Here is a 17,356-nt window from a genome sequence, read left to right as displayed (position 1 = left end):
ACCGTCAGCCCCACCACGACGGCCTCGGCACCTGCACCCAAGCACCCAAGCACCCTCAAGCACTCCCAAGCACTCAAGTCCCCAAGGAGAAGCACCCTTCATGGCCCGTCGCCACGACCCCCGCAAGCCCACCACGTCCCGCCCCGGCCTGCTCGACGCCGCCGGGATCACGTACATCGACTACAAGGACACCGACCTGCTGCGGAAGTTCCTCTCCGACCGGGGCAAGATCCGCAGCCGCCGCGTCACCCGTGTGACGGTCCAGCAGCAGCGGGACCTGGCCGTCGCCATCAAGAACGCCCGGGAGATGGCGCTGCTGCCGTACGCCGGCCGGTGAGGGGTGCCGCCGGGGCGGCGGCGCCGAGTGCCCCTGCTCAGTAGTGGGCGTGCAGCCCGTCCAGCACCGGACGGTTGCCGTGCTGCCAACACGTGGGCAGCGATGCGGTGTTGACCACGTGCAGGTGGTCGGGCGCGACGGGGGCGGTCCCGTGGGCGCGCCCGGGCTCGACCGCCGCCGCTGCCGTCCCCTCCCGGACGGGCCACAGCCGCACCGCCGTCACCGCCGCGACGAGTGCGATGCCCCCGAGCGCGACCACGGCCCACACCAGTCCGGCCCGGCCGCCCAGCCAGCCCGCCAGGGGGTAGGTGAGGAGCCAGCACGCGTGCGACAGCGAGAACTGCGCCGCGAACGCCGCCGTCCGCTCCCGGGGCGGCGCCGAACGCCGGATCACCCGGCCCGTCGGCGTGAGCACCATCGAGCACGCGGCGCCGAACACCGCCCACGCCGCGAGGAGCGCGGGCCAGCGCCAACTCCCGCCCGCCGAGGCGGTGATGACGCCCACCCCGGCGAAGACCAGCACGAGCAGCAGCGCGCCCCGCAGCATCACGGCCCGGTCCGACACCCGGTCCAGGATGCGCGGCAGCGCCAGCGCGACGGCCATCGACCCGGCGCCGTACGCGCCGAGCGCCAGCGACAGTGAGCCCGCCGAGAGGCCGAACACCGACCGCACGTACACCACGGAGTTCACGGTCACCAGGGCGCTCGCGGCGGCGACCGCCATGTTCAGCGCCAGCAGGGCGCGCAGCTGCGGCAGGCGGAAGAAGAGGCGGCTGCCCGCCGTGGCCTTGGCGTAGACGGAGGCAGGGCCGGACCTGGACTTGGCGCTGGAGCTGGAGCCGAGCCCCGTGGCCGGCTTCGGGAGCGCCACCGAGACCACCAGCACCGCCGAGCCGATGAAGCCCACCACGGTGCCGGTGAACAGCCAGTTGTACGTCATCACCGTCAGCAGCAGCCCCGCGAGGGCCGGGCTGAAGAGGCTCTCCAGGTCGTAGGCGAGGCGGGACAGGGACAGGGCCTGTGTGTAGTCGCGCTCCTTGGGCAGCACGTCGGGGATGGCCGCCTGGAAGGTGGGCGTGAACGCGGCCGACGCGGACTGGAGCAGGAAGATCAGGACGTACACCTGCCAGACCTGCCCGACGAACGGCAGGCACAGGGCGACCGCCGCCCGGATCAGGTCGGCGCCCACCAGCAGGGTGCGGCGCGGCAGCCGGTCGGCGACGGCTCCGATGGCCGGGGCGATGAGCACGTACGCGCCCATCTTGATCGCGAGCGCCGTGCCGAGCACCTCACCCGCGCCCGCGCCCGCGATGTCGTACGCGAGCAGGCTCAGCGCGACCGTCGCGAGGCCGGTGCCGGTCAGGGCGACGACCTGGGCGGTGAACAGGTTGCGGTAGGTGCGGTTGCGCAGGACGGACAGCATGGGGCGATCACTCCTGACCGGGTGGCACTCCTCGGCCGGTGGGGGCGGCCGATGCCACTACCGTACTCCATATGTGCGCACCTGCGCACATAAATGGTGCGACTGATGGCCGGGTGAGATGCGACCGGTGGCCCGGCGCGGCCGCGCTCTAGGCTGGGTCCATGGCCGACCGCGACGCCCTGCCCGCTGCTCCTTCAGCCGCCCCTTCAGTTGTGCCTTCGGCTCTGTCCGACGCGCATGCGCATCTGCGCGCTCCCGACGGCGCGCGTCTCGCCGAGGCGACGGAGGTCTTCGCGCTGCTCTCGGACGCGACGCGGCTGCATGTGCTGTGGCTCCTCGCGCAGGAGGAGTCGGACGTCGGCTCGCTGGCCGAGCGGATCGGGACCTCGTCCCGGACCGCCGTCAGCCAGCACCTGGCGAAGCTGCGGCTCGCGGGTCTGGTGGAGGCGCGGCGCGAGGGCCGCCACATGTACTACAGCCTGCGCGACGGACATCTGCGCCGACTGGTCATGGAGGCGCTCAGCCATGCCGACCACCGGGTGAGCGGGCAGGCGTCGCACGACTGATCTCGCGCGATCTCGCAGAGAATCACTCGGCCACCTGGGACGGGCACATACGAACTCGCCGCCCCTTTGCAGGTGGCTTCTTTTGCTTCGTCATCGGCCTTTGCCTTGCATCTGCGGCTTCCCGTGGGTGATGCCTCCTCTCTTCGCCTGGAGATCCTTGGAAAGCAGGGCGGGGGAGCGTGAGGGCCTGCATTTCATTGCCGAATAGCGGCATTGGATCTATGAATGAGTGCAGGGGGTGGTGGTGGCGGGTGCATCTAGAGGGCGAACTGTCCGTTTTGGGGTATCTAGTAGGTATGCCATGGGTTCCGCTGGATTCCATGCGGCCGCTTGACCCGTGGCCCCACGGCGTCGTAATTTCGACGAACCGGCCAGTGAGTTATTGAAAGGAGGCGAAGTCGGATGTCGATCATCTCCGACCTGCATCGCCTCGCTCAGCGGGCCGCCTGGGTTCCGGGTCGCGTGGCGCACGGCTGCTGACCAGCCCCCCTTTGTTCCGGCATGCCCATTTTCGGGCTCCGGATTCTCTTGATCTCCTTCACTGTCTCAGGCACGTCGCTGCGTGCTGATTTGCGCTCTGGGTTCTCGGGCTGCGCGACCGAAAGAGAAAGATCCTTTAATGGCGACTAGGATAGTTAGATTGACCGCGCGAAATGAGGATGTGCCATGGTAGAGGCGCGGATCACGGTCAACGGGAAAGAGCAGCCGATTTCACCGGCGGCCCCCCACACCACGGCGCTGGATTTCCTGCGCGAGCGTGGTCTGACCGGAACCAAGGAAGGCTGTGCCGAGGGTGAATGCGGCGCCTGTTCGGTCCTCGTGGCCCGGCCCGGCGTGAACAAGCCCACGGACTGGGTGGCGGTCAATGCCTGTCTGGTCCCGGCGGCGGCGCTCGACGGCCAGGAGGTCATCACCTCCGAAGGTCTCGCCACCCCCGGTGCCCCCGGAACGCCCGACACGCTGCACCCCGTACAGGAGGAGATGGCGGTCCGCGGCGGTTCGCAGTGCGGCTACTGCACCCCCGGGTTCATCTGCAGCATGGCCTCCGAGTACTACCGGCCCGACCGCTGTGCGCACGGCGACGCCGACGAGGCCGCCAAGACCGTGACGGACGACAAGGCCCACGAGGTCGACGGCGAGCACGGTCCGAACGGCTTCGACCTGCACTCGCTGAGCGGAAACCTGTGCCGCTGCACCGGCTACCGCCCGATCCGGGACGCCGCCTTCGCCGTCGGCGAGCCCACCGACGAGGACCCGCTGGCGCAGCGCCGCGAGCAGGCCCCGCCGGAGCCGGTCGCCACCGAATACACCCGGGACGACAAGGTATTCGTCCGGAAGAACACCCTCGCCGAAACGCTGCAGTTCCTGCGCGAGCGGCCCGACGCGGTCGTCGTCGCCGGTTCCACCGACTTCGGCGTCGAGGTGAACATCCGCTCCCGGCGCGCGGATTGCGTCGTCGCCATCGACCGGCTCGCCGAAATGCGTGAGCTGCGCGTCGAGGACGATTACCTGGAGATCGGTGCCGCGCTGACGCTCACCGAGATCGAGCGCCGGCTCGACGGTGAAGTTCCGCTCCTCGCCGAGCTCTTCCCGCAGTTCGCGTCCCGGCTGATCCGCAACAGCGCGACCTTCGGCGGAAACCTGGGTACCGGTTCCCCGATCGGTGACAGCCCGCCGGTCCTGCTGGCGCTGGAGGCGTCGGTGGTGCTCGCCGACGCCGACGGTGAGCGCGTGGTCCCGCTCGCGGACTACTTCACCGGCTACCGGCAGAGCGTCCGCCGTCCCGACGAGCTGATCCGCGCGGTGCGCATCCCGCGGCCGCTGGCGCCCGTCACCGGATTCCACAAGATCGCCAAGCGGCGCTTCGACGACATCTCCAGCGTCGCGGTCGCCTTCGCGCTCGACATCGAGGGCGGGATCGTCCGCACGGCACGCATCGGTCTGGGCGGCGTGGCCGCCACCCCGATCCGTGCGCTCGCCACCGAGGCCGCCCTGGAGGGCAAGCCCTGGTCGGCGGAGACCGTCGAGGCCGCGGCCAAGGTGCTGCGAGGCGAGGGCACGCCGATGAGTGATCATCGCGCCAGCTCCCTCTACCGCTCCGCGATGCTCGGCCAGAGCCTGCTGAAGCTGCACGCACAGACCACTGAGGCGGTGTCGTCATGAGCCATCTGTCCGAGCGTCCCGAAAAGCCTGTCGTCGGTGTCTCGATGGCGCACGAGAGCGCCCATCTGCACGTCACCGGCCACGCGCTCTACACCGACGACCTGGTGCAGCGCACCAAGGACGTGCTGCACGCCCACCCGGTCCAGGTCATGAAGGCCCGCGGCCGCATCACCGCGCTGCGCACCGAGGCCGCGCTCGCCGTGCCCGGTGTGGTCCGGGTGCTGACCGGCGCCGACGTGCCCGGCGAGAACGACGCGGGCATGAAGCACGACGAGCCGCTCTTCCCCGACGAGGTCATGTTCTACGGCCACGCCGTCGCCTGGGTGCTCGGCGAGACCCTGGAGGCGGCCCGGCTCGGTGCCGAGGCCGTCGAGGTGGAGCTCGAAGAGCTGCCCTCCCTGGTCACGGTGACGGAGGCGATCGAGGCCGAGAGCTTCCACGGCGCCCGGCCCGTGATGGAGACCGGCGACATCGACGCCGGCTTCGCCGAGTCCGCGCACGTGTTCTCCGGCGAGTTCACCTTCGCCGGCCAGGAGCACTTCTACCTGGAGACGCACGCGGCCCTCGCCCAGGTCGACGAGAACGGCCAGGTGTTCATCCAGAGCAGCACCCAGCACCCCTCGGAGACCCAGGAGATCGTCTCCCACGTGCTCGGTGTGCCGAGCCACGAGATCACGGTGCAGTGTCTGCGCATGGGCGGCGGCTTCGGCGGCAAGGAGATGCAGCCGCACGGCTTCGCGGCCGTCGCCGCGCTCGGCGCCAAGCTCACCGGCCGCCCGGTCCGCTTCCGGCTCAACCGGACCCAGGACCTGACGATGTCCGGCAAGCGCCACGGCTTCAACGCCACGTGGAAGATCGGCTTCGACGCCGAGGGCCGCATCCAGGCGCTCGACGCCACGCTGACCGCCGACGGCGGCTGGAGCCTGGACCTGTCGGAGCCGGTGCTCGCCCGTGCGCTGTGCCACATCGACAACACGTACTGGATCCCCAACGCGCGGGTCGCCGGCCGCATCGCCAAGACCAACACCGTGTCCAACACGGCGTTCCGGGGCTTCGGCGGACCGCAGGGCATGCTCGTGATCGAGGACATCCTCGGCCGTGTCGCCCCGAAGCTCGGCCTGGACGCCATGGAGCTGCGCGAGCGCAACTTCTACCAGCCGGGCCAGGGCCAGACCACGCCGTACGGGCAGCCCGTCACCCAGGCCGACCGGATCTCCACGACCTGGCAGCAGGTCCAGGACGACGCCCACGTCGCCGACCGCAAGCGCGAGATCGCGGCCTTCAACGCCGCGCACCCGAACACCAAGCGGGCGCTCGCGATCACCGGCATCAAGTTCGGCATCTCGTTCAACCTCACCGCCTTCAACCAGGGCGGCGCCCTGGTGCTGATCTACAAGGACGGCTCCGTCCTGATCAACCACGGCGGCACCGAGATGGGCCAGGGCCTGCACACCAAGATGATGCAGGTGGCCGCGACCACGCTCGGCATCCCGCTGCACAAGGTGCGGCTCGCCCCGACGCGGACCGACAAGGTGCCCAACACCTCGGCCACCGCGGCCAGTTCCGGCGCGGACCTCAACGGCGGTGCCATCAAGAACGCCTGTGAGCAGCTGCGCGAGCGCCTGCTGCAGGTGGCCGGCACCCAGCTGGGCGCCAACTCCTCGGACGTGCGCATCGTCGAGGGCGTCGCGCGTGCCCTCGGCAGCGACAAGGAGCTGGCCTGGGACGACCTGGTGCGCACCGCGTACTTCCAGCGCGTCCAGCTCTCGGCGGCCGGTTACTACCGGACCGAGGGGCTGCACTGGGACGCGAAGACGTTCCGGGGCTCGCCGTTCAAGTACTTCGCGAACGGCGCCGCCGCGACCGAGGTCGAGGTGGACGGCTTCACCGGCGCGTACCGCATCCGGCGCGTCGACATCGTCCACGACGTCGGCGACAGCCTCTCGCCGATGATCGACATCGGTCAGGTCGAGGGCGGGTTCGTGCAGGGCGCGGGCTGGCTGACGCTCGAGGACCTGCGCTGGGACACCGGCGAGGGCCCGCACCGCGGCCGGCTGCAGACCCAGGCGGCGAGCACGTACAAGCTGCCGAGCTTCTCGGAGATGCCCGAGGAGTTCAACGTCCACCTCCTGGAGAACGCCACCGAAGAGGGCGCCGTGTACGGCTCCAAGGCGGTCGGTGAGCCGCCGCTGATGCTGGCGTTCTCGGTGCGCGAGGCGCTGCGGCAGGCCGCCGCCGCGTTCGGGCCCGCGGGGGTCAGCGTGGATCTCGCCTCGCCCGCGACGCCGGAAGCGGTGTTCTGGGCGATCGAAGCGGCCCGCGGCGGCGACGCCTCGGGCAGCGACACCGAGGTCCCCAGCACGGCAAGTGCCCTGAGCAATGCCTGACATGACGTGGGTGGCCGCGGTCGCGCGGTTGCGGGCTCGCCGGGAGACCGGCGTGCTCGTGACCGTCGCGACCGTGCGCGGCCACGCACCCCGCAAGCCCGGTGCCAAGCTCGTCGTGGGCGAGACCGAGACGTGGGGTTCCATCGGCGGCGGCAACATCGAGGCCGTCGCCGTCGACCGGGCGCGCGAGCTGATCGCCGCGCCCGGCGCGGAGCCCGAGCTGATGGACTTCGCCCTCAACGACAAGGTCACCAGCCGGCACGGCGTGCAGTGCTGCGGCGGCGCCGTCAGTGTGCTGCTCGAACCGCTGCCGGTGGTCCCGGCGGTGGCGGTCTTCGGTGTCGGGCACGTCGGTTACGAGCTGGCGCGCATCCTGGCCCGCCACGACCTGGACCTGCATCTGATCGACACCCGCCCGGAGATGCTCACCGAGGAACGGCTCGATGTGCTCGACGACGCGGTGGCGCAGGTCCATGTGCACCACACTCCGCTGCTGCCGGAGGAGGTCCTTGAGGAGCTGGCGCCCGGCACCCACGTGCTGATCATGACCCATGACCACGCCGAGGACGCCGCGCTGTGCGACGCCGCCCTGCGCACCCCCGAGCTCGGCTCGATCGGCCTGATCGGCTCGGCCGCGAAGTGGGCGCGCTTCCGCAAGCGGCTGTCCACCGAGGGCGGTCACGACGACGCCACGATCGACCGGATCAAGACCCCGATCGGTCTGCCCGAGATCTCCGGCAAGGAACCGGCCACGATCGCGGTGAGCGTGGCGGCGGACCTGCTGCAGACCTTCCAGTCCGCCCGGTCCGGCCGGTCCGCCGAGTCCGCCGCCACATCCCGGCCCGACCGGCCGGTGGCACAGGCCGAGCCCTCGGTGCGAAGCCTGCCCGTGGCCGGGTAGGGCCGGGAGTCCGGGAGTCGGGTCGGGAGTCCGGGAGTCCGGCCGGGAGTTACGACCAGCGCTGGTACTTACCGCCGGCGTCGATGCCCGTGTAGACCGTGTGCTGGCCGTTCGACCCGAGGGTGAGGCCCGTGGCCTTGTTCACCAGGCGCCAGCCGCCCGCAGTCTTGGTCTCGTGCCACTTCTGGTTGTTCCCGCCGTTGCACTGGATCGCGTAGACCTTGCCGGCCTTGTTGCTGTCGAGGCAGTAGCCGTGGATCTTCAGCGTGAACGTGCCGTCGGACTGCTTGGTCTCGTACCAGTTGCCCGCCGACTTGCCGCAGCCGCTGCCCGTGAGCACCATGCCCGGCGCGTACATCAGGCACAGGCCGTTGCCCTTGTTCTTCCACTGGACGTTCCCGTTGGCGGCTGCCGTGCCCGAGGCCGCGAGGAGCAGGGCCGGAGCGACGACCGCCGCCGCTGCCCAGGTGCCGATCAGGCGCTTGTTCATGAGTGTCCCCCTGTTGTGTGGAGTGGTCGGAGTGGCCCCTTATCGCGCATTGGCGCGCATTTAGGCGCCGTTGACACTAACCGCGCAAGATCAACATTCGCAAACGAGGGTCATCTGCCGCTCCTGGGTGCCCTGTTGCCCCGCCACCCAGGTGCGCGAGTAGGGTCGATGGCTCGTGGCCCCCGGGCCCGTACCCCCCACACAAAGAGCCGCGCGTGCGCGGCTGCAGATCAGGAGCAGCAGTGCAGGGCATCCCCCACATAGCCAGCACACCGCACGACGGGCGATCGTCGCCGATACCCCCTGCGCGCAGGGCGCAGTACCGGGACGAGCCCCAACTCCCCATGGACGAGCCCCAACTCCCCATATTCGTCGACCCGTCGGGCTGGCGCAGGCGGACCCTGCGCGGCATGGCGCTGGTCGTGGGCCTCGTCTGCCTGGGGTTCCTGCTCTTCGTCGGCATGGTGGTCAGCGGGCTCCGGCAGCCCGTCGGCTCGCAGCCGCCGGGGACGAACGGCTCGGCGCCGTCCGGAACTTCCGGAACTTCAGGGTCTTCCGGGACTTCGGGGGCAGATGCCGACAGAGCGGGACCGGCGCCGGCCGGAGGCATTCGGCAGTGAGGCGGGGCGCCGCCGTCCGCCGACCGCCGCGCGGCCACTGGGTCGTCCTCTTCCTCGTGCTCCTGGTGGTCGCCGTCGCCCTCCTCTTCGAGGGCTGGACGACCCATCAGGTCGACGCAGCGCGCACCAAACCGCCGTGCACCCGCCCGATCCCGCGCGAGGCCGACGACGGGAAGCCGCTGCTGCGGTTCGGCCCGAACGGCGTGACCACCGCGGCCATGCCGCGCGGGACCGTCGCGCTCACCTTCGACGGCGGGTTCGACCCGAAGTGGACGCCGCGCCTGCTGGACCTGTTGCGCAGGCACCACGCGCGGGCGACCTTCTTCGTCTACGGGAAGGACGCGGCCGAGCAGCCGGAGCTGCTGCGGCGGATCCTGGACGAGGGCCACGAGGTCGGCTCGTACACGTACAGCGGCGGCGATCTGGGCGTGGCCTCGCCGCTGCGCGCGCGCCTCGAACTGTCGCTCACCCAGAGCGCGTTCGCGGGCGCGGCCGGGATCAGCACCACCCTGCTGCGGCTGCCGCACACCACGGCCGCGGACACGCTCTGCGGCCCGCAGTGGCCGGCCGCGCAGCGCGCCGCGGAGCAGGGGTACCTCGTGGTCGCCTCGGACCACAAGGACCGCAAGCCGTGGCGGGGCCTGGTGACGCAGCACAGCCAGACGGACCTGGGCTACCACGAGGCCGAGGACCTGCTGCGGGACCGGAGCGTGAAGCGGTTCACCACGGTCAGCAAGGGGCTCGGCCGCCCCTCCTTCGTCGACGCGGTGCCGGTCGCCCAGGAGGTCAAGGGGGAGGGACTGATCTGGTCGCAGCGGCTCGGGCACGCCTTCCTCACCGTGATGGTGTGGACGCTGACCCTCACGGGGGTGCTCGGCGTCCTGCGGATGCTGCTGTTCGCGCTGTTCGCCCGGCTCCATGTGCGCAGGCTGCGCCGCTACCGGCCGGGCGCGCCCCGGCTGCGCGAGGTGCGGGACCCGGTGACGGTCCTGGTGCCCGCGTACAACGAGGAGGCCGGGATCGCGGGGACCGTGTACTCGCTGCTGGCCTCCACCCACGCGCACCTGCAGATCATCGTGATCGACGACGGCTCGACCGACGCCACCGCCGACATCGCCGAGAGCATCGACGACCCACGGGTGACGGTCATCCGGCAGCCCAACAGCGGCAAGCCCAGCGCCCTCAACACCGGCCTGGCGCACGCCCGGTACGACATCGTGGTCATGGTCGACGCGGACACCATCTTCGAACCCGAGTCGCTGGCCCGGCTGATCCAGCCGCTCGCCCACCCCGCGGTGGGGGCGGTCAGCGGCAACACCAAGGTCGGCAACCGGCGCCGTCTCCTGGGCAAATGGCAGCACCTGGAGTACGTCCTCGGCTTCAACCTCGACCGGCGGATGTTCGAGGTCCTCGAGTGCATGCCGACGGTGCCGGGGGCGATCGGGGCCTTCCGCAGGGACGCGCTGATGGGCATCGGCGGGGTCAGCGACGAGACCCTGGCCGAGGACACCGACCTCACCATGGCGCTGTGGCGGGCCGGCTGGCGCGTCGTCTACGAGGAGTCGGCGGTCGCCTGGACCGAAGTGCCGACCAGCGTGCGGCAGTTGTGGCGGCAGCGCTACCGCTGGTGCTACGGCACCCTCCAGGCGATGTGGAAGCACCGGCACGCGGCGGTGGAGGTCGGGCCCGCCGGGCGCTTCGGCCGCCGCGTCATGCTCTACGTCACGCTGTTCCAGATCGTGCTGCCGCTGTGCGCCCCGGTCGTGGACATGTTCGCGCTGTTCGGGGCCCTGTTCCGCGACCCCGTGGAGGCGGCCCTCGTCTGGTTCGGCTTCCTCTCCGTCCAGCTGGTCACCGCCGCGTACGCGCTGCGGCTCGACCGGGAACGGCTGCGCGTGCTGTGGGTGCTGCCGCTCCAGCAGTTCGTCTACCGGCAGTTGATGTATCTCGTGGTCATCCACTCCGTGACCACTGCGCTGCTCGGCACCCGCCTGAAGTGGCACAGCATGAAGCGCACGGGGACCGCGGACCCGTATCTGCTCGAAGCCCCGGAAGCGCCTGGAGTGTCTGAAGTGCCGCAGGAAGGGCCGCGGCAAGGACCGCCGGAAGGGCCGCCCGAAGAGACGCGGCCGAGTCTGCAGGGGAGTTGATCATGACAGAACCGGTTCTGGACGACTCCGCCGCGCGTGAGCGGTTCGCCGAGCGGCCCAGCTCCCACTACGGGCCCCGGCGCGCCCACGCCCGGCAGTCGAAGGTGAAGCGCAGGAGGCTGCGGCGGGTGGTGCTCACGCTGCTGGCCGTCGTGGCGGTCGCGGTGGGCGGCACGTACGGCTGGGCCGAGACCCGGCTCCAGCGGGACGTCGACCTCGGCGCGTACGGGGACCGCCCGGCGCCCGGCGAGGGCACCAACTACCTGATCGTGGGCTCGGACAGCCGCGACGGGCTCTCCGACGGCGATGTGAAGGACCTGCACGCGGGCGGGGGCGGCGGGCGGCGCACCGACTCGATGATGCTGCTGCACACCGGGGCCCACGGCACCAGCATGGTCAGCCTGCCGCGCGACTCGTGGGTGACGGTGCCGGGCCGCCTGGACACGCTGACGGGCAAGACGAAGCGGCCCGAGGGGGACAAGCTCAACGCCGCCTTCTCCTACGGGGGCCCCGAACTCCTCGTGCACACCATCGAGAAGAACACCGGCCTGCGCATCGACCACTACGCGGAGATCGGCTTCGCCGGGTTCGTGAACATCGTGGACGCCATCGGCGGCGTCGAGATGTGCCTGGACCGCGACATCAAGGACAAGAAGTCGGGCGCCGACCTGCGCAAGGGCTGTCACACCCTGAACGGCAAGCAGGCGCTGGCCTTCGTCCGCCAGCGGCACCAGGAGAAGGAGGGCGACCTGGGCCGCTCCAGGAACCAGCAGAAGTTCCTGGCGGCCCTCGCCCAGCAGGCCGCCCGGCCCGGCACGCTCTTCGACCCGACGGAGATCGGCCCGGCCGTGCAGGCGGGGCTCGACACGCTCATCGTCGACAAGGACATGAGCCTGCGCGAGCTCAGCACGATGTTCCGGGCCGTGCAGAGCGTGGCGGGCGGCAAGGGCAAGCAGATCAACGTGCCCGTGTCCGGCATCGGCGTCCCCACGTCCAAGGGCAACGTCCTGAAGTGGGACGCCAAGAGGTCGGCCCGGCTCTTCGACGATCTGCGGCACGACCGGCCGCTGACGGAGAAGGGGGGCCGGACGCGACCTCTCCGGCCCTGACGGGAACCGCGGCCCGGGCGGGCCGGATCGGGCCCGGGCCGGCCGGATCGGGCCCGGGCGGGCTAGATCAGCTCGGGCTGCGGTTCCAGCGGCCGCGCAGGAGCGGCCTTCGGCTCCCAGGCCCTGGTGGTCCGTACGTATCCGTAGATCACGGAGGCCATCGCCAGCAGGACCAGGGGGCCGAACAGCCAGGGCTGCGCGGCCATGTGCTGCGGCAGATAGCGGTACGAGAGCAGGAGCGCGGCGAAGACCACGGTGCCGTGCGCGACCAGCCGGACCCCCGCCCGGTCCCAGCCGTGGTCGTACGCGCGCAGGGCCGCCTCGACGGTGAGCACGAACACCACGCCCGCGACGAGGTCCACGCCGTAGTGGTAGCCGAAGCCCAGCGTCGCGCAGAGGGTGGCGACCAGCCAGAACGTGCCCGCGTACCGCAGCAGACGGGGGCCCTTGCGGGAGTGGATGAAGATCGTGCATGCCCACGCCGTGTGCAGGCTGGGCATGCAGTTGCGCGGGGTGATCCCGTCGTACGGCACCGGGTGCGGGACGCCGATCGACGGCGCGGTGTGCGGCCACACGTTGGCCACCGCCCACTCGACGCCGCCGGTGCCCGAGGTGCCGGGACCGTACGCGAAGATCGGCCCGACCACCGGGAAGAGCATGTAGACGCCCGGCCCGATGACCCCGATCACCAGGAAGGTGCGCACCAGGTGGTGGCGCGGGAAGCGCCCCTCGGCCGCCACGTTGCGCAGCTGGTACACGGCGACGACGACCGCGGCCACCGCGAGCTGCGCGTAGACCAGGTCGAGGATGTGGGTGGTGACCGGGCCGCTGGCCTCGAGCAGCCGCCCGGCCAGCCACGACGGGTTGCCCAGCGCGTGATCGGCGGCCGCCACGTACGGGTCGAGGACGGTCGGGCGGGTCTTCGACGTGATGAGCAGCCAGGTGTCACCGGCCTTGCGCCCGGTCACCAGGAGCAGGCCGAGGCCCACGCCCTTCAGCAGCAGAAGCCTCTCCTGGCCGGTGCGGCGCGTCAGCGCGAAGACCGCACAGCCGAGCATCGCCCACAGCGCGCCATTGCCGAAGAACTGGTCCTCGGGCACCTCGACGCCGGCCGCCCACCGCACCAGGATGAAGACGAGGTCGATGCCGACCGCGGCGCCGGCCGCGATGAACCGCTGCCGCCAGGTGAGCACCACCATCATCAGCCCCAGACCGCCGTACAGCGGCCCCGGCTTGGGCGGGAAGATCACCTCTCGCGCCTGGTTGGTGATCGGCCCCGGCACGCCCCCGTAGTGGCGCGCGGCGATCTCCAGGGCGACGAGGAACCCGAGGGCCACCGCGCTCGCGGCGATCCACAGGACTCTGCGGTCAATTCGCGAAGAATTCCGCGAAGCTATAGGTATCAATGGTTTGGCCGTTTTGTTCGATGCGGTGTGAAGAGGTGCAGAGCCCCGATCATGCCACCTGCCCTCCATCGGCCCGTGGCCGAAGGTGGCCCCTGCGCATCAGCGGTCCCCGTGAGGCGTGTTTGCATGGGTTCATGATCGTTAACGCACAGGGAAGAGCAGAGCCGCGGACGTACCTGGACCGCATCCTGGAGCACTGGCACAAGGACGAGAACGCCGAGGCGCTCGTCCAGGGTGCACAGCGGCTGACCCGGGGGGAAGCCCGGAGGCGGCTGTTCCGCCTGGGGCACGCGCTGCGCCGCCAGGGCCTCGTGCCCGGCGACGGAGTGGGATTGTTCCTGGCCAACCGCGTGGACTCCGTCCTCGTCCAGCTCGCGGTGCACCTCATAGGCTGCCGCGTCGTGTTCCTGCCGCCCGAGCCCGGGCCCGGCGAACTCGCCGCCCTGGTCGAGCAGTCCGGGGCACGCGCGGTGATCACCGACCCCCTCTTCGCGGACCGGGCGGCCGACGCCGCGGGCCGCAGCCTCCACTCACCGGCGCTGCTCAGCCTCGGGCCGTGTGCGCGGCAGTGCACGGACGTGCTGGCCGTGGCGGACGCGGCCGACTGCCCCGAGACACGCCCCGACGGCGTGCCCGCCCCGGGAGCGGACGAGGCCGTCACCGTCCTCTACACCGGCGGCACTCTGGGCCGCCCCAAGCTCGCCGCGCACAGCCACCGGCTCTACGACGTGCTGGTGGACCTGGCGGAGGAGACCCCGCAGGACGGCTCCTCCCCAAGCACACGCTCCACGGGCTTCTTCCCGCCCATGACCCCGGGCACGGACCGGGTGCTCGCCGCCACGCTGCTCACGCACGGCAGCGGCCACCTCACCTCGATCCAGGCGCTGGTGACGGGTTCCGCCCTCGTCGTACTGCCCGAGTTCGAGGCGGGCGCGGCCCTCGCGGTGCTGCGCGAGGAGCGGATCACCACCACCATGTTCGTGCCGCCCATGCTGTACGCGGTGCTCGACCACCCGGAGTGCGAGCCGGGCGTCCTGCCCGAGCTGCGGCGGATCGTCGTCGGCGGCGCGGCCACGTCGCCCAGCCGTCTGCAGCAGGCGGTCGAGGTCTTCGGCCCGGTGCTCGGCCAGGGTTACGGGCAGTCGGAGGCGCTCGGCATCGCCGCGTTCGGCGCGGACGACCTCGCCTCGGAGGCGGCCCGGCGGCCCGAACTCTGGCGCAGCTGCGGCCGCGCGATAGCCGACGTCGACATCGAGATCCGCGACGAGGACAGCGCGGTGGCGCTGCCCGTCCTGCAGGTCGGTGAGGTGTGCGTCCGGGGCGACACGGTGATGCTCGGCTACTACGAGGACCCGAAGCGCACCGCGGAGGCGCTGCACGAGGGCTGGCTGCGCACCGGGGACATGGGCTACCTCGACGCCGAGGGGTACCTCTACCTCGTCGACCGGGCCAAGGACATCATCGTCACCGGCAGCACCAGCGACAACGTCTACTCCCGCGTCCTGGAGGACTTCCTGCTCACGCTGCCCGGTGTGCGCAACGCGGCGGCGGTGGGCGTACCGGACGAGGAGTACGGCGAGGCCGTGCAGATCTTCCTCGCCACGGCGCCGGACGCCGACGTCGACCCGGTCGCGGTCGCCGCGGCGGTGACCCGCGAGTTGGGCGACCTGTACACGCCCCGCAAGACGGTCCTCCTCGACCGGCTGCCGACGACGAAGGTCGGCAAGGTGGACAAGAAGGCGCTGCGCGCGGAGTGGACGGGTGGGGGCACGGTCACGCCGTAGCACGCGCGAGGGGGTGCCCGGGCGCCTGGCAACCTGCCGGCCGGGCACCCCTGTTGAGTTCGTCCGCGCCGTTACGGGTTACGGTGCGGAGCCCCGCTGTCCGCGCCGCCTGCCGGACAGCAGCCGACTGCCCCTGCAGCCCTGTAGCCCCGCAGCCCTGCAGAGCCGGCACCGCCACGGCGCCCCCGAGCAGCGGCCAATCTGATCCAACAGGTTCCTTTTCCAGACAAGTCGGGGCCGACGTCCCTTGTCGTGATGTGAGCGCCCCAGGTGAGCGCACTGTGCGACCTCAGGTCACGCGACCTTCCAGGCCGCCTCGATCATCTGGAAGATCTCGTCCACGGCGGCCTGCGGGTCGGCCGCCTCGCGGGCCAGCGCGTAGGCGTCGATCACGAACCGCGCGATCGTCCGGCAGGCCGTCGCGCTCTGCGCCAGTCCGGGGTCGTCGACGAGGGCCGTGGCCAGCGACTCCGCGTGGCGCAGCCGCATCGACTCCTCGTACTCCCGCAGGGCACGCGACTCGTCGATCATGCGGTAGATCGGGGCGGAGCCGTCCGCCGTGCAGTGCCGGACCATCGCGTGGATCTCGCGGCGCAGCGCGGGGATGAGCGGCTCGTCCGGAGCCCGGTCGGTGACCGCCTGCGTGAGGCGCTGCTCGAAGCTGTCGTCCTGCTCGAAGACCAGGGCCTCTTTCGCGGCGAAGTGGGAGAAGAGCGTGGTGACGGCCACGTCGGCCTCGGCCGCCACGTCGCGGATGCCCACCGCCTCGTATCCCCGTTCCAGGAAGAGCCGCAGGGCGGTGTCGGCGATCTTCTGGCGGGTCGCGGCCTTCTTGCGCTCGCGGCGCCCGGTCGGGGTCGGGGTCGGGGTCGTGGCGGACATGGGCTGCGGCGCGGTCATGCCCTGACGCTATCAGGTGCATAGCTGTAACAGTTCCAAAACGCTAACCGTTAGTGTTACGGTCGGCGACATGAAGAGAGTGAGCTTCGCCGAGTTCGGCGGCCCGGATGTCCTGCACCTCACCGACGCCGAGGAGCCCCATGCGGGCCCCGGCCGGATACGCGTCGCCGTGCGGGCGGCGGGCGTGAACCCCGTCGACTGGCGGATCCGTGAAGGCCAGTTCCAGAAGGTCCGCCCGGTCGAGCTGCCCGCCGGAGTCGGGCAGGACGCCGCCGGGGTGGTGGACGAGGTCGGCGCGGGCGTCGATGGGGTGGAAGTCGGCGACCTCGTGTTCGGGCGCGGAGAGAGTACGTACGCCGAGTCGGCCGTGCTGTCGGCCTGGGCCCGCATCCCGGAGGGGCTGACTTTCGAAGAGGCGGCCGGGTACCCCTCGGTGGTGGAGACCGCGCTGCGCATCATCGGCGAAGCCGGTGTGGAGCCCGGGCAGACGCTGCTGGTCAGCGGCGCGTCCGGGGGAGTGGGATCGGCGGTGCTGCAGATCGCCCGCGACCGAGGCATCTCGGTGATCGGCACCGCCGGGGCCGCGAACCAGGACTACGTACGGAGCCTGGGTGCCCTCGCCACGACGTACGGGGAGGGCTGGGGCGAGCGGGTACGGCGGCTCGGCCGGGTCGACGCGGCGCTCGATCTGGCCGGCTCGGGTGTGATCCGCGAACTCGTCGAACTGACCGGGGATCCGCGGAAGGTGGTCTCCATCGCGGATCTCGGTGCGCCGGAGTTCGGTGCGCGGTTCTCCGGCGTGACGGGGGACGTCTCGGGGGCGCTCGCCGAGGCGGTCGATCTCATCGCGCGGGGGAAGCTGCACATCCCGGTCGAGAAGTCGTATGCGCTGGCCGAGGCCGCGGCGGCGCACGTCGACAGCCGTGCCGGGCATGCGCGTGGGCGGCGGGTCGTAGTCGTCTGAGCGGCTGATTGCTGGCGGGGGGTGCGGGTGGTGCGGGCGGGTGCGGGTGCGGGCCGGTGGGTGGGGCGGGGTGGGGACGCGGCGGTATGTCCGTCCTCGAAAAGCCGGGGGCGCCGGACGAGTTCATGAGTACTGGGGTGGGTGGGGTGCTGTACC

Annotated in this window: 14 protein-coding genes; 10 read left to right on the top strand and 4 right to left on the bottom strand. The window is 71.2% G+C overall.

The annotated features are described in order from the left end of the window. Window positions 1–100: 100 nt before the first annotated feature. Window positions 101–337: a 30S ribosomal protein S18 gene (rpsR, locus tag ACFWYM_RS16150; protein ID WP_384836292.1), complete on the top strand. Its 237-nt coding sequence runs from the start codon at window positions 101–103 to the stop codon at window positions 335–337. A gap of 37 nt (window positions 338–374) precedes the next feature. On the opposite strand, the gene ACFWYM_RS16145 is transcribed toward rpsR, so the two are convergent. Further along, window positions 375–1,760, bottom strand: a complete 1,386-nt coding sequence (locus ACFWYM_RS16145) for an MFS transporter (protein WP_384836290.1) — start codon at window positions 1,758–1,760, stop codon at window positions 375–377. A 161-nt stretch (window positions 1,761–1,921) separates the two neighbouring features. On the opposite strand from ACFWYM_RS16145, the gene ACFWYM_RS16140 reads away from it, so the two are divergent. The 4 genes from ACFWYM_RS16140 to xdhC all read left to right on the top strand — a co-directional run bounded on the left by ACFWYM_RS16140 (window position 1,922) and on the right by xdhC (window position 7,777). Continuing rightward, window positions 1,922–2,326: an ArsR/SmtB family transcription factor gene (locus ACFWYM_RS16140; RefSeq protein ID WP_384836287.1), complete on the top strand. Its 405-nt coding sequence runs from the start codon at window positions 1,922–1,924 to the stop codon at window positions 2,324–2,326. 666 nt (window positions 2,327–2,992) lie between these two features. Next, on the top strand, window positions 2,993–4,489 hold the full coding sequence (locus ACFWYM_RS16135) for a xanthine dehydrogenase small subunit (protein WP_384836285.1): 1,497 nt from the start codon (window positions 2,993–2,995) through the stop codon (window positions 4,487–4,489). Beyond that, complete coding sequence (xdhB, locus tag ACFWYM_RS16130; RefSeq protein ID WP_384836282.1) at window positions 4,486–6,876, top strand: xanthine dehydrogenase molybdopterin binding subunit; 2,391 nt, start codon at window positions 4,486–4,488, stop codon at window positions 6,874–6,876. The genes ACFWYM_RS16135 and xdhB overlap by 4 nt, the downstream gene beginning before the upstream one ends. A gap of 1 nt (window position 6,877) precedes the next feature. Continuing rightward, on the top strand, window positions 6,878–7,777 hold the full coding sequence (xdhC, locus tag ACFWYM_RS16125; protein ID WP_384836716.1) for a xanthine dehydrogenase accessory protein XdhC: 900 nt from the start codon (window positions 6,878–6,880) through the stop codon (window positions 7,775–7,777). Between the two features lie 49 nt (window positions 7,778–7,826). On the opposite strand, the gene ACFWYM_RS16120 is transcribed toward xdhC, so the two are convergent. Continuing rightward, window positions 7,827–8,267: a ricin-type beta-trefoil lectin domain protein gene (locus ACFWYM_RS16120; RefSeq protein WP_384836279.1), complete on the bottom strand. Its 441-nt coding sequence runs from the start codon at window positions 8,265–8,267 to the stop codon at window positions 7,827–7,829. Window positions 8,268–8,509: 242 nt separating this feature from the next. On the opposite strand from ACFWYM_RS16120, the gene ACFWYM_RS16115 reads away from it, so the two are divergent. The 3 genes from ACFWYM_RS16115 to ACFWYM_RS16105 are packed head-to-tail and all read left to right on the top strand — an operon-like array spanning window position 8,510 to window position 12,146. Then, the gene (locus ACFWYM_RS16115) at window positions 8,510–8,887 is read left to right on the top strand and encodes a hypothetical protein (RefSeq protein WP_384836276.1); all 378 of its coding nucleotides are present in this window, start codon (window positions 8,510–8,512) and stop codon (window positions 8,885–8,887) included. Then, entirely contained in the window at window positions 8,884–11,037 is a 2,154-nt protein-coding gene (locus ACFWYM_RS16110) for a bifunctional polysaccharide deacetylase/glycosyltransferase family 2 protein (RefSeq protein WP_384836273.1), read from the top strand. Before ACFWYM_RS16115 ends, ACFWYM_RS16110 begins: the two co-directional genes overlap by 4 nt. Before the next feature lie 2 nt (window positions 11,038–11,039). Further along, the gene (locus ACFWYM_RS16105) at window positions 11,040–12,146 is read left to right on the top strand and encodes an LCP family protein (RefSeq protein WP_384836271.1); all 1,107 of its coding nucleotides are present in this window, start codon (window positions 11,040–11,042) and stop codon (window positions 12,144–12,146) included. A gap of 62 nt (window positions 12,147–12,208) precedes the next feature. Here the strand turns inward: ACFWYM_RS16105 and ACFWYM_RS16100 are convergent, their stop codons facing one another. Next, a complete protein-coding gene (locus tag ACFWYM_RS16100) occupies window positions 12,209–13,543 on the bottom strand; it encodes a phosphatase PAP2 family protein (protein ID WP_384836713.1) in 1,335 nt (444 codons plus the stop codon). A gap of 143 nt (window positions 13,544–13,686) precedes the next feature. On the opposite strand from ACFWYM_RS16100, the gene ACFWYM_RS16095 reads away from it, so the two are divergent. After that, window positions 13,687–15,336, top strand: a complete 1,650-nt coding sequence (locus tag ACFWYM_RS16095) for a class I adenylate-forming enzyme family protein (protein WP_384836268.1) — start codon at window positions 13,687–13,689, stop codon at window positions 15,334–15,336. Window positions 15,337–15,630: 294 nt separating this feature from the next. Here ACFWYM_RS16095 and ACFWYM_RS16090 read toward each other — a convergent pair whose 3' ends face one another. Continuing rightward, window positions 15,631–16,236, bottom strand: coding sequence for a TetR/AcrR family transcriptional regulator (locus tag ACFWYM_RS16090; protein ID WP_384836265.1), 606 nt, complete (start codon window positions 16,234–16,236; stop codon window positions 15,631–15,633). Between the two features lie 70 nt (window positions 16,237–16,306). Between ACFWYM_RS16090 and ACFWYM_RS16085 the strand changes: the two genes are divergently transcribed. Beyond that, complete coding sequence (locus ACFWYM_RS16085; protein WP_384836262.1) at window positions 16,307–17,200, top strand: NADP-dependent oxidoreductase; 894 nt, start codon at window positions 16,307–16,309, stop codon at window positions 17,198–17,200. Window positions 17,201–17,356: the final 156 nt, after the last annotated feature.

The organism is Streptomyces sp. NPDC059009 (assembly GCF_042740175.1).
In the GTDB taxonomy this organism is placed as follows: Bacteria; Actinomycetota; Actinomycetes; order Streptomycetales; family Streptomycetaceae; genus Streptomyces.
This window is presented reverse-complemented; position numbering and strand designations above follow the sequence as displayed.

What these genes read in the sequence shown, in the direction of transcription:
- rpsR (WP_384836292.1), top strand. Translation starts at nt 101, where the DNA reads ATGGCCCGTCGCCACGACCCCCGCAAGCCCACCACGTCCCGCCCCGGC.
- xdhC (WP_384836716.1), top strand. Translation starts at nt 6,878, where the DNA reads ATGACGTGGGTGGCCGCGGTCGCGCGGTTGCGGGCTCGCCGGGAGACC.
- ACFWYM_RS16085 (WP_384836262.1), top strand. Translation starts at nt 16,307, where the DNA reads ATGAAGAGAGTGAGCTTCGCCGAGTTCGGCGGCCCGGATGTCCTGCAC.
- ACFWYM_RS16140 (WP_384836287.1), top strand. Translation starts at nt 1,922, where the DNA reads ATGGCCGACCGCGACGCCCTGCCCGCTGCTCCTTCAGCCGCCCCTTCA.
- ACFWYM_RS16090 (WP_384836265.1), bottom strand. Translation starts at nt 16,236, where the DNA reads ATGACCGCGCCGCAGCCCATGTCCGCCACGACCCCGACCCCGACCCCG.
- ACFWYM_RS16120 (WP_384836279.1), bottom strand. Translation starts at nt 8,267, where the DNA reads ATGAACAAGCGCCTGATCGGCACCTGGGCAGCGGCGGCGGTCGTCGCT.
- ACFWYM_RS16105 (WP_384836271.1), top strand. Translation starts at nt 11,040, where the DNA reads ATGACAGAACCGGTTCTGGACGACTCCGCCGCGCGTGAGCGGTTCGCC.
- ACFWYM_RS16095 (WP_384836268.1), top strand. Translation starts at nt 13,687, where the DNA reads ATGATCGTTAACGCACAGGGAAGAGCAGAGCCGCGGACGTACCTGGAC.
- ACFWYM_RS16135 (WP_384836285.1), top strand. Translation starts at nt 2,993, where the DNA reads ATGGTAGAGGCGCGGATCACGGTCAACGGGAAAGAGCAGCCGATTTCA.
- ACFWYM_RS16145 (WP_384836290.1), bottom strand. Translation starts at nt 1,760, where the DNA reads ATGCTGTCCGTCCTGCGCAACCGCACCTACCGCAACCTGTTCACCGCC.
- xdhB (WP_384836282.1), top strand. Translation starts at nt 4,486, where the DNA reads ATGAGCCATCTGTCCGAGCGTCCCGAAAAGCCTGTCGTCGGTGTCTCG.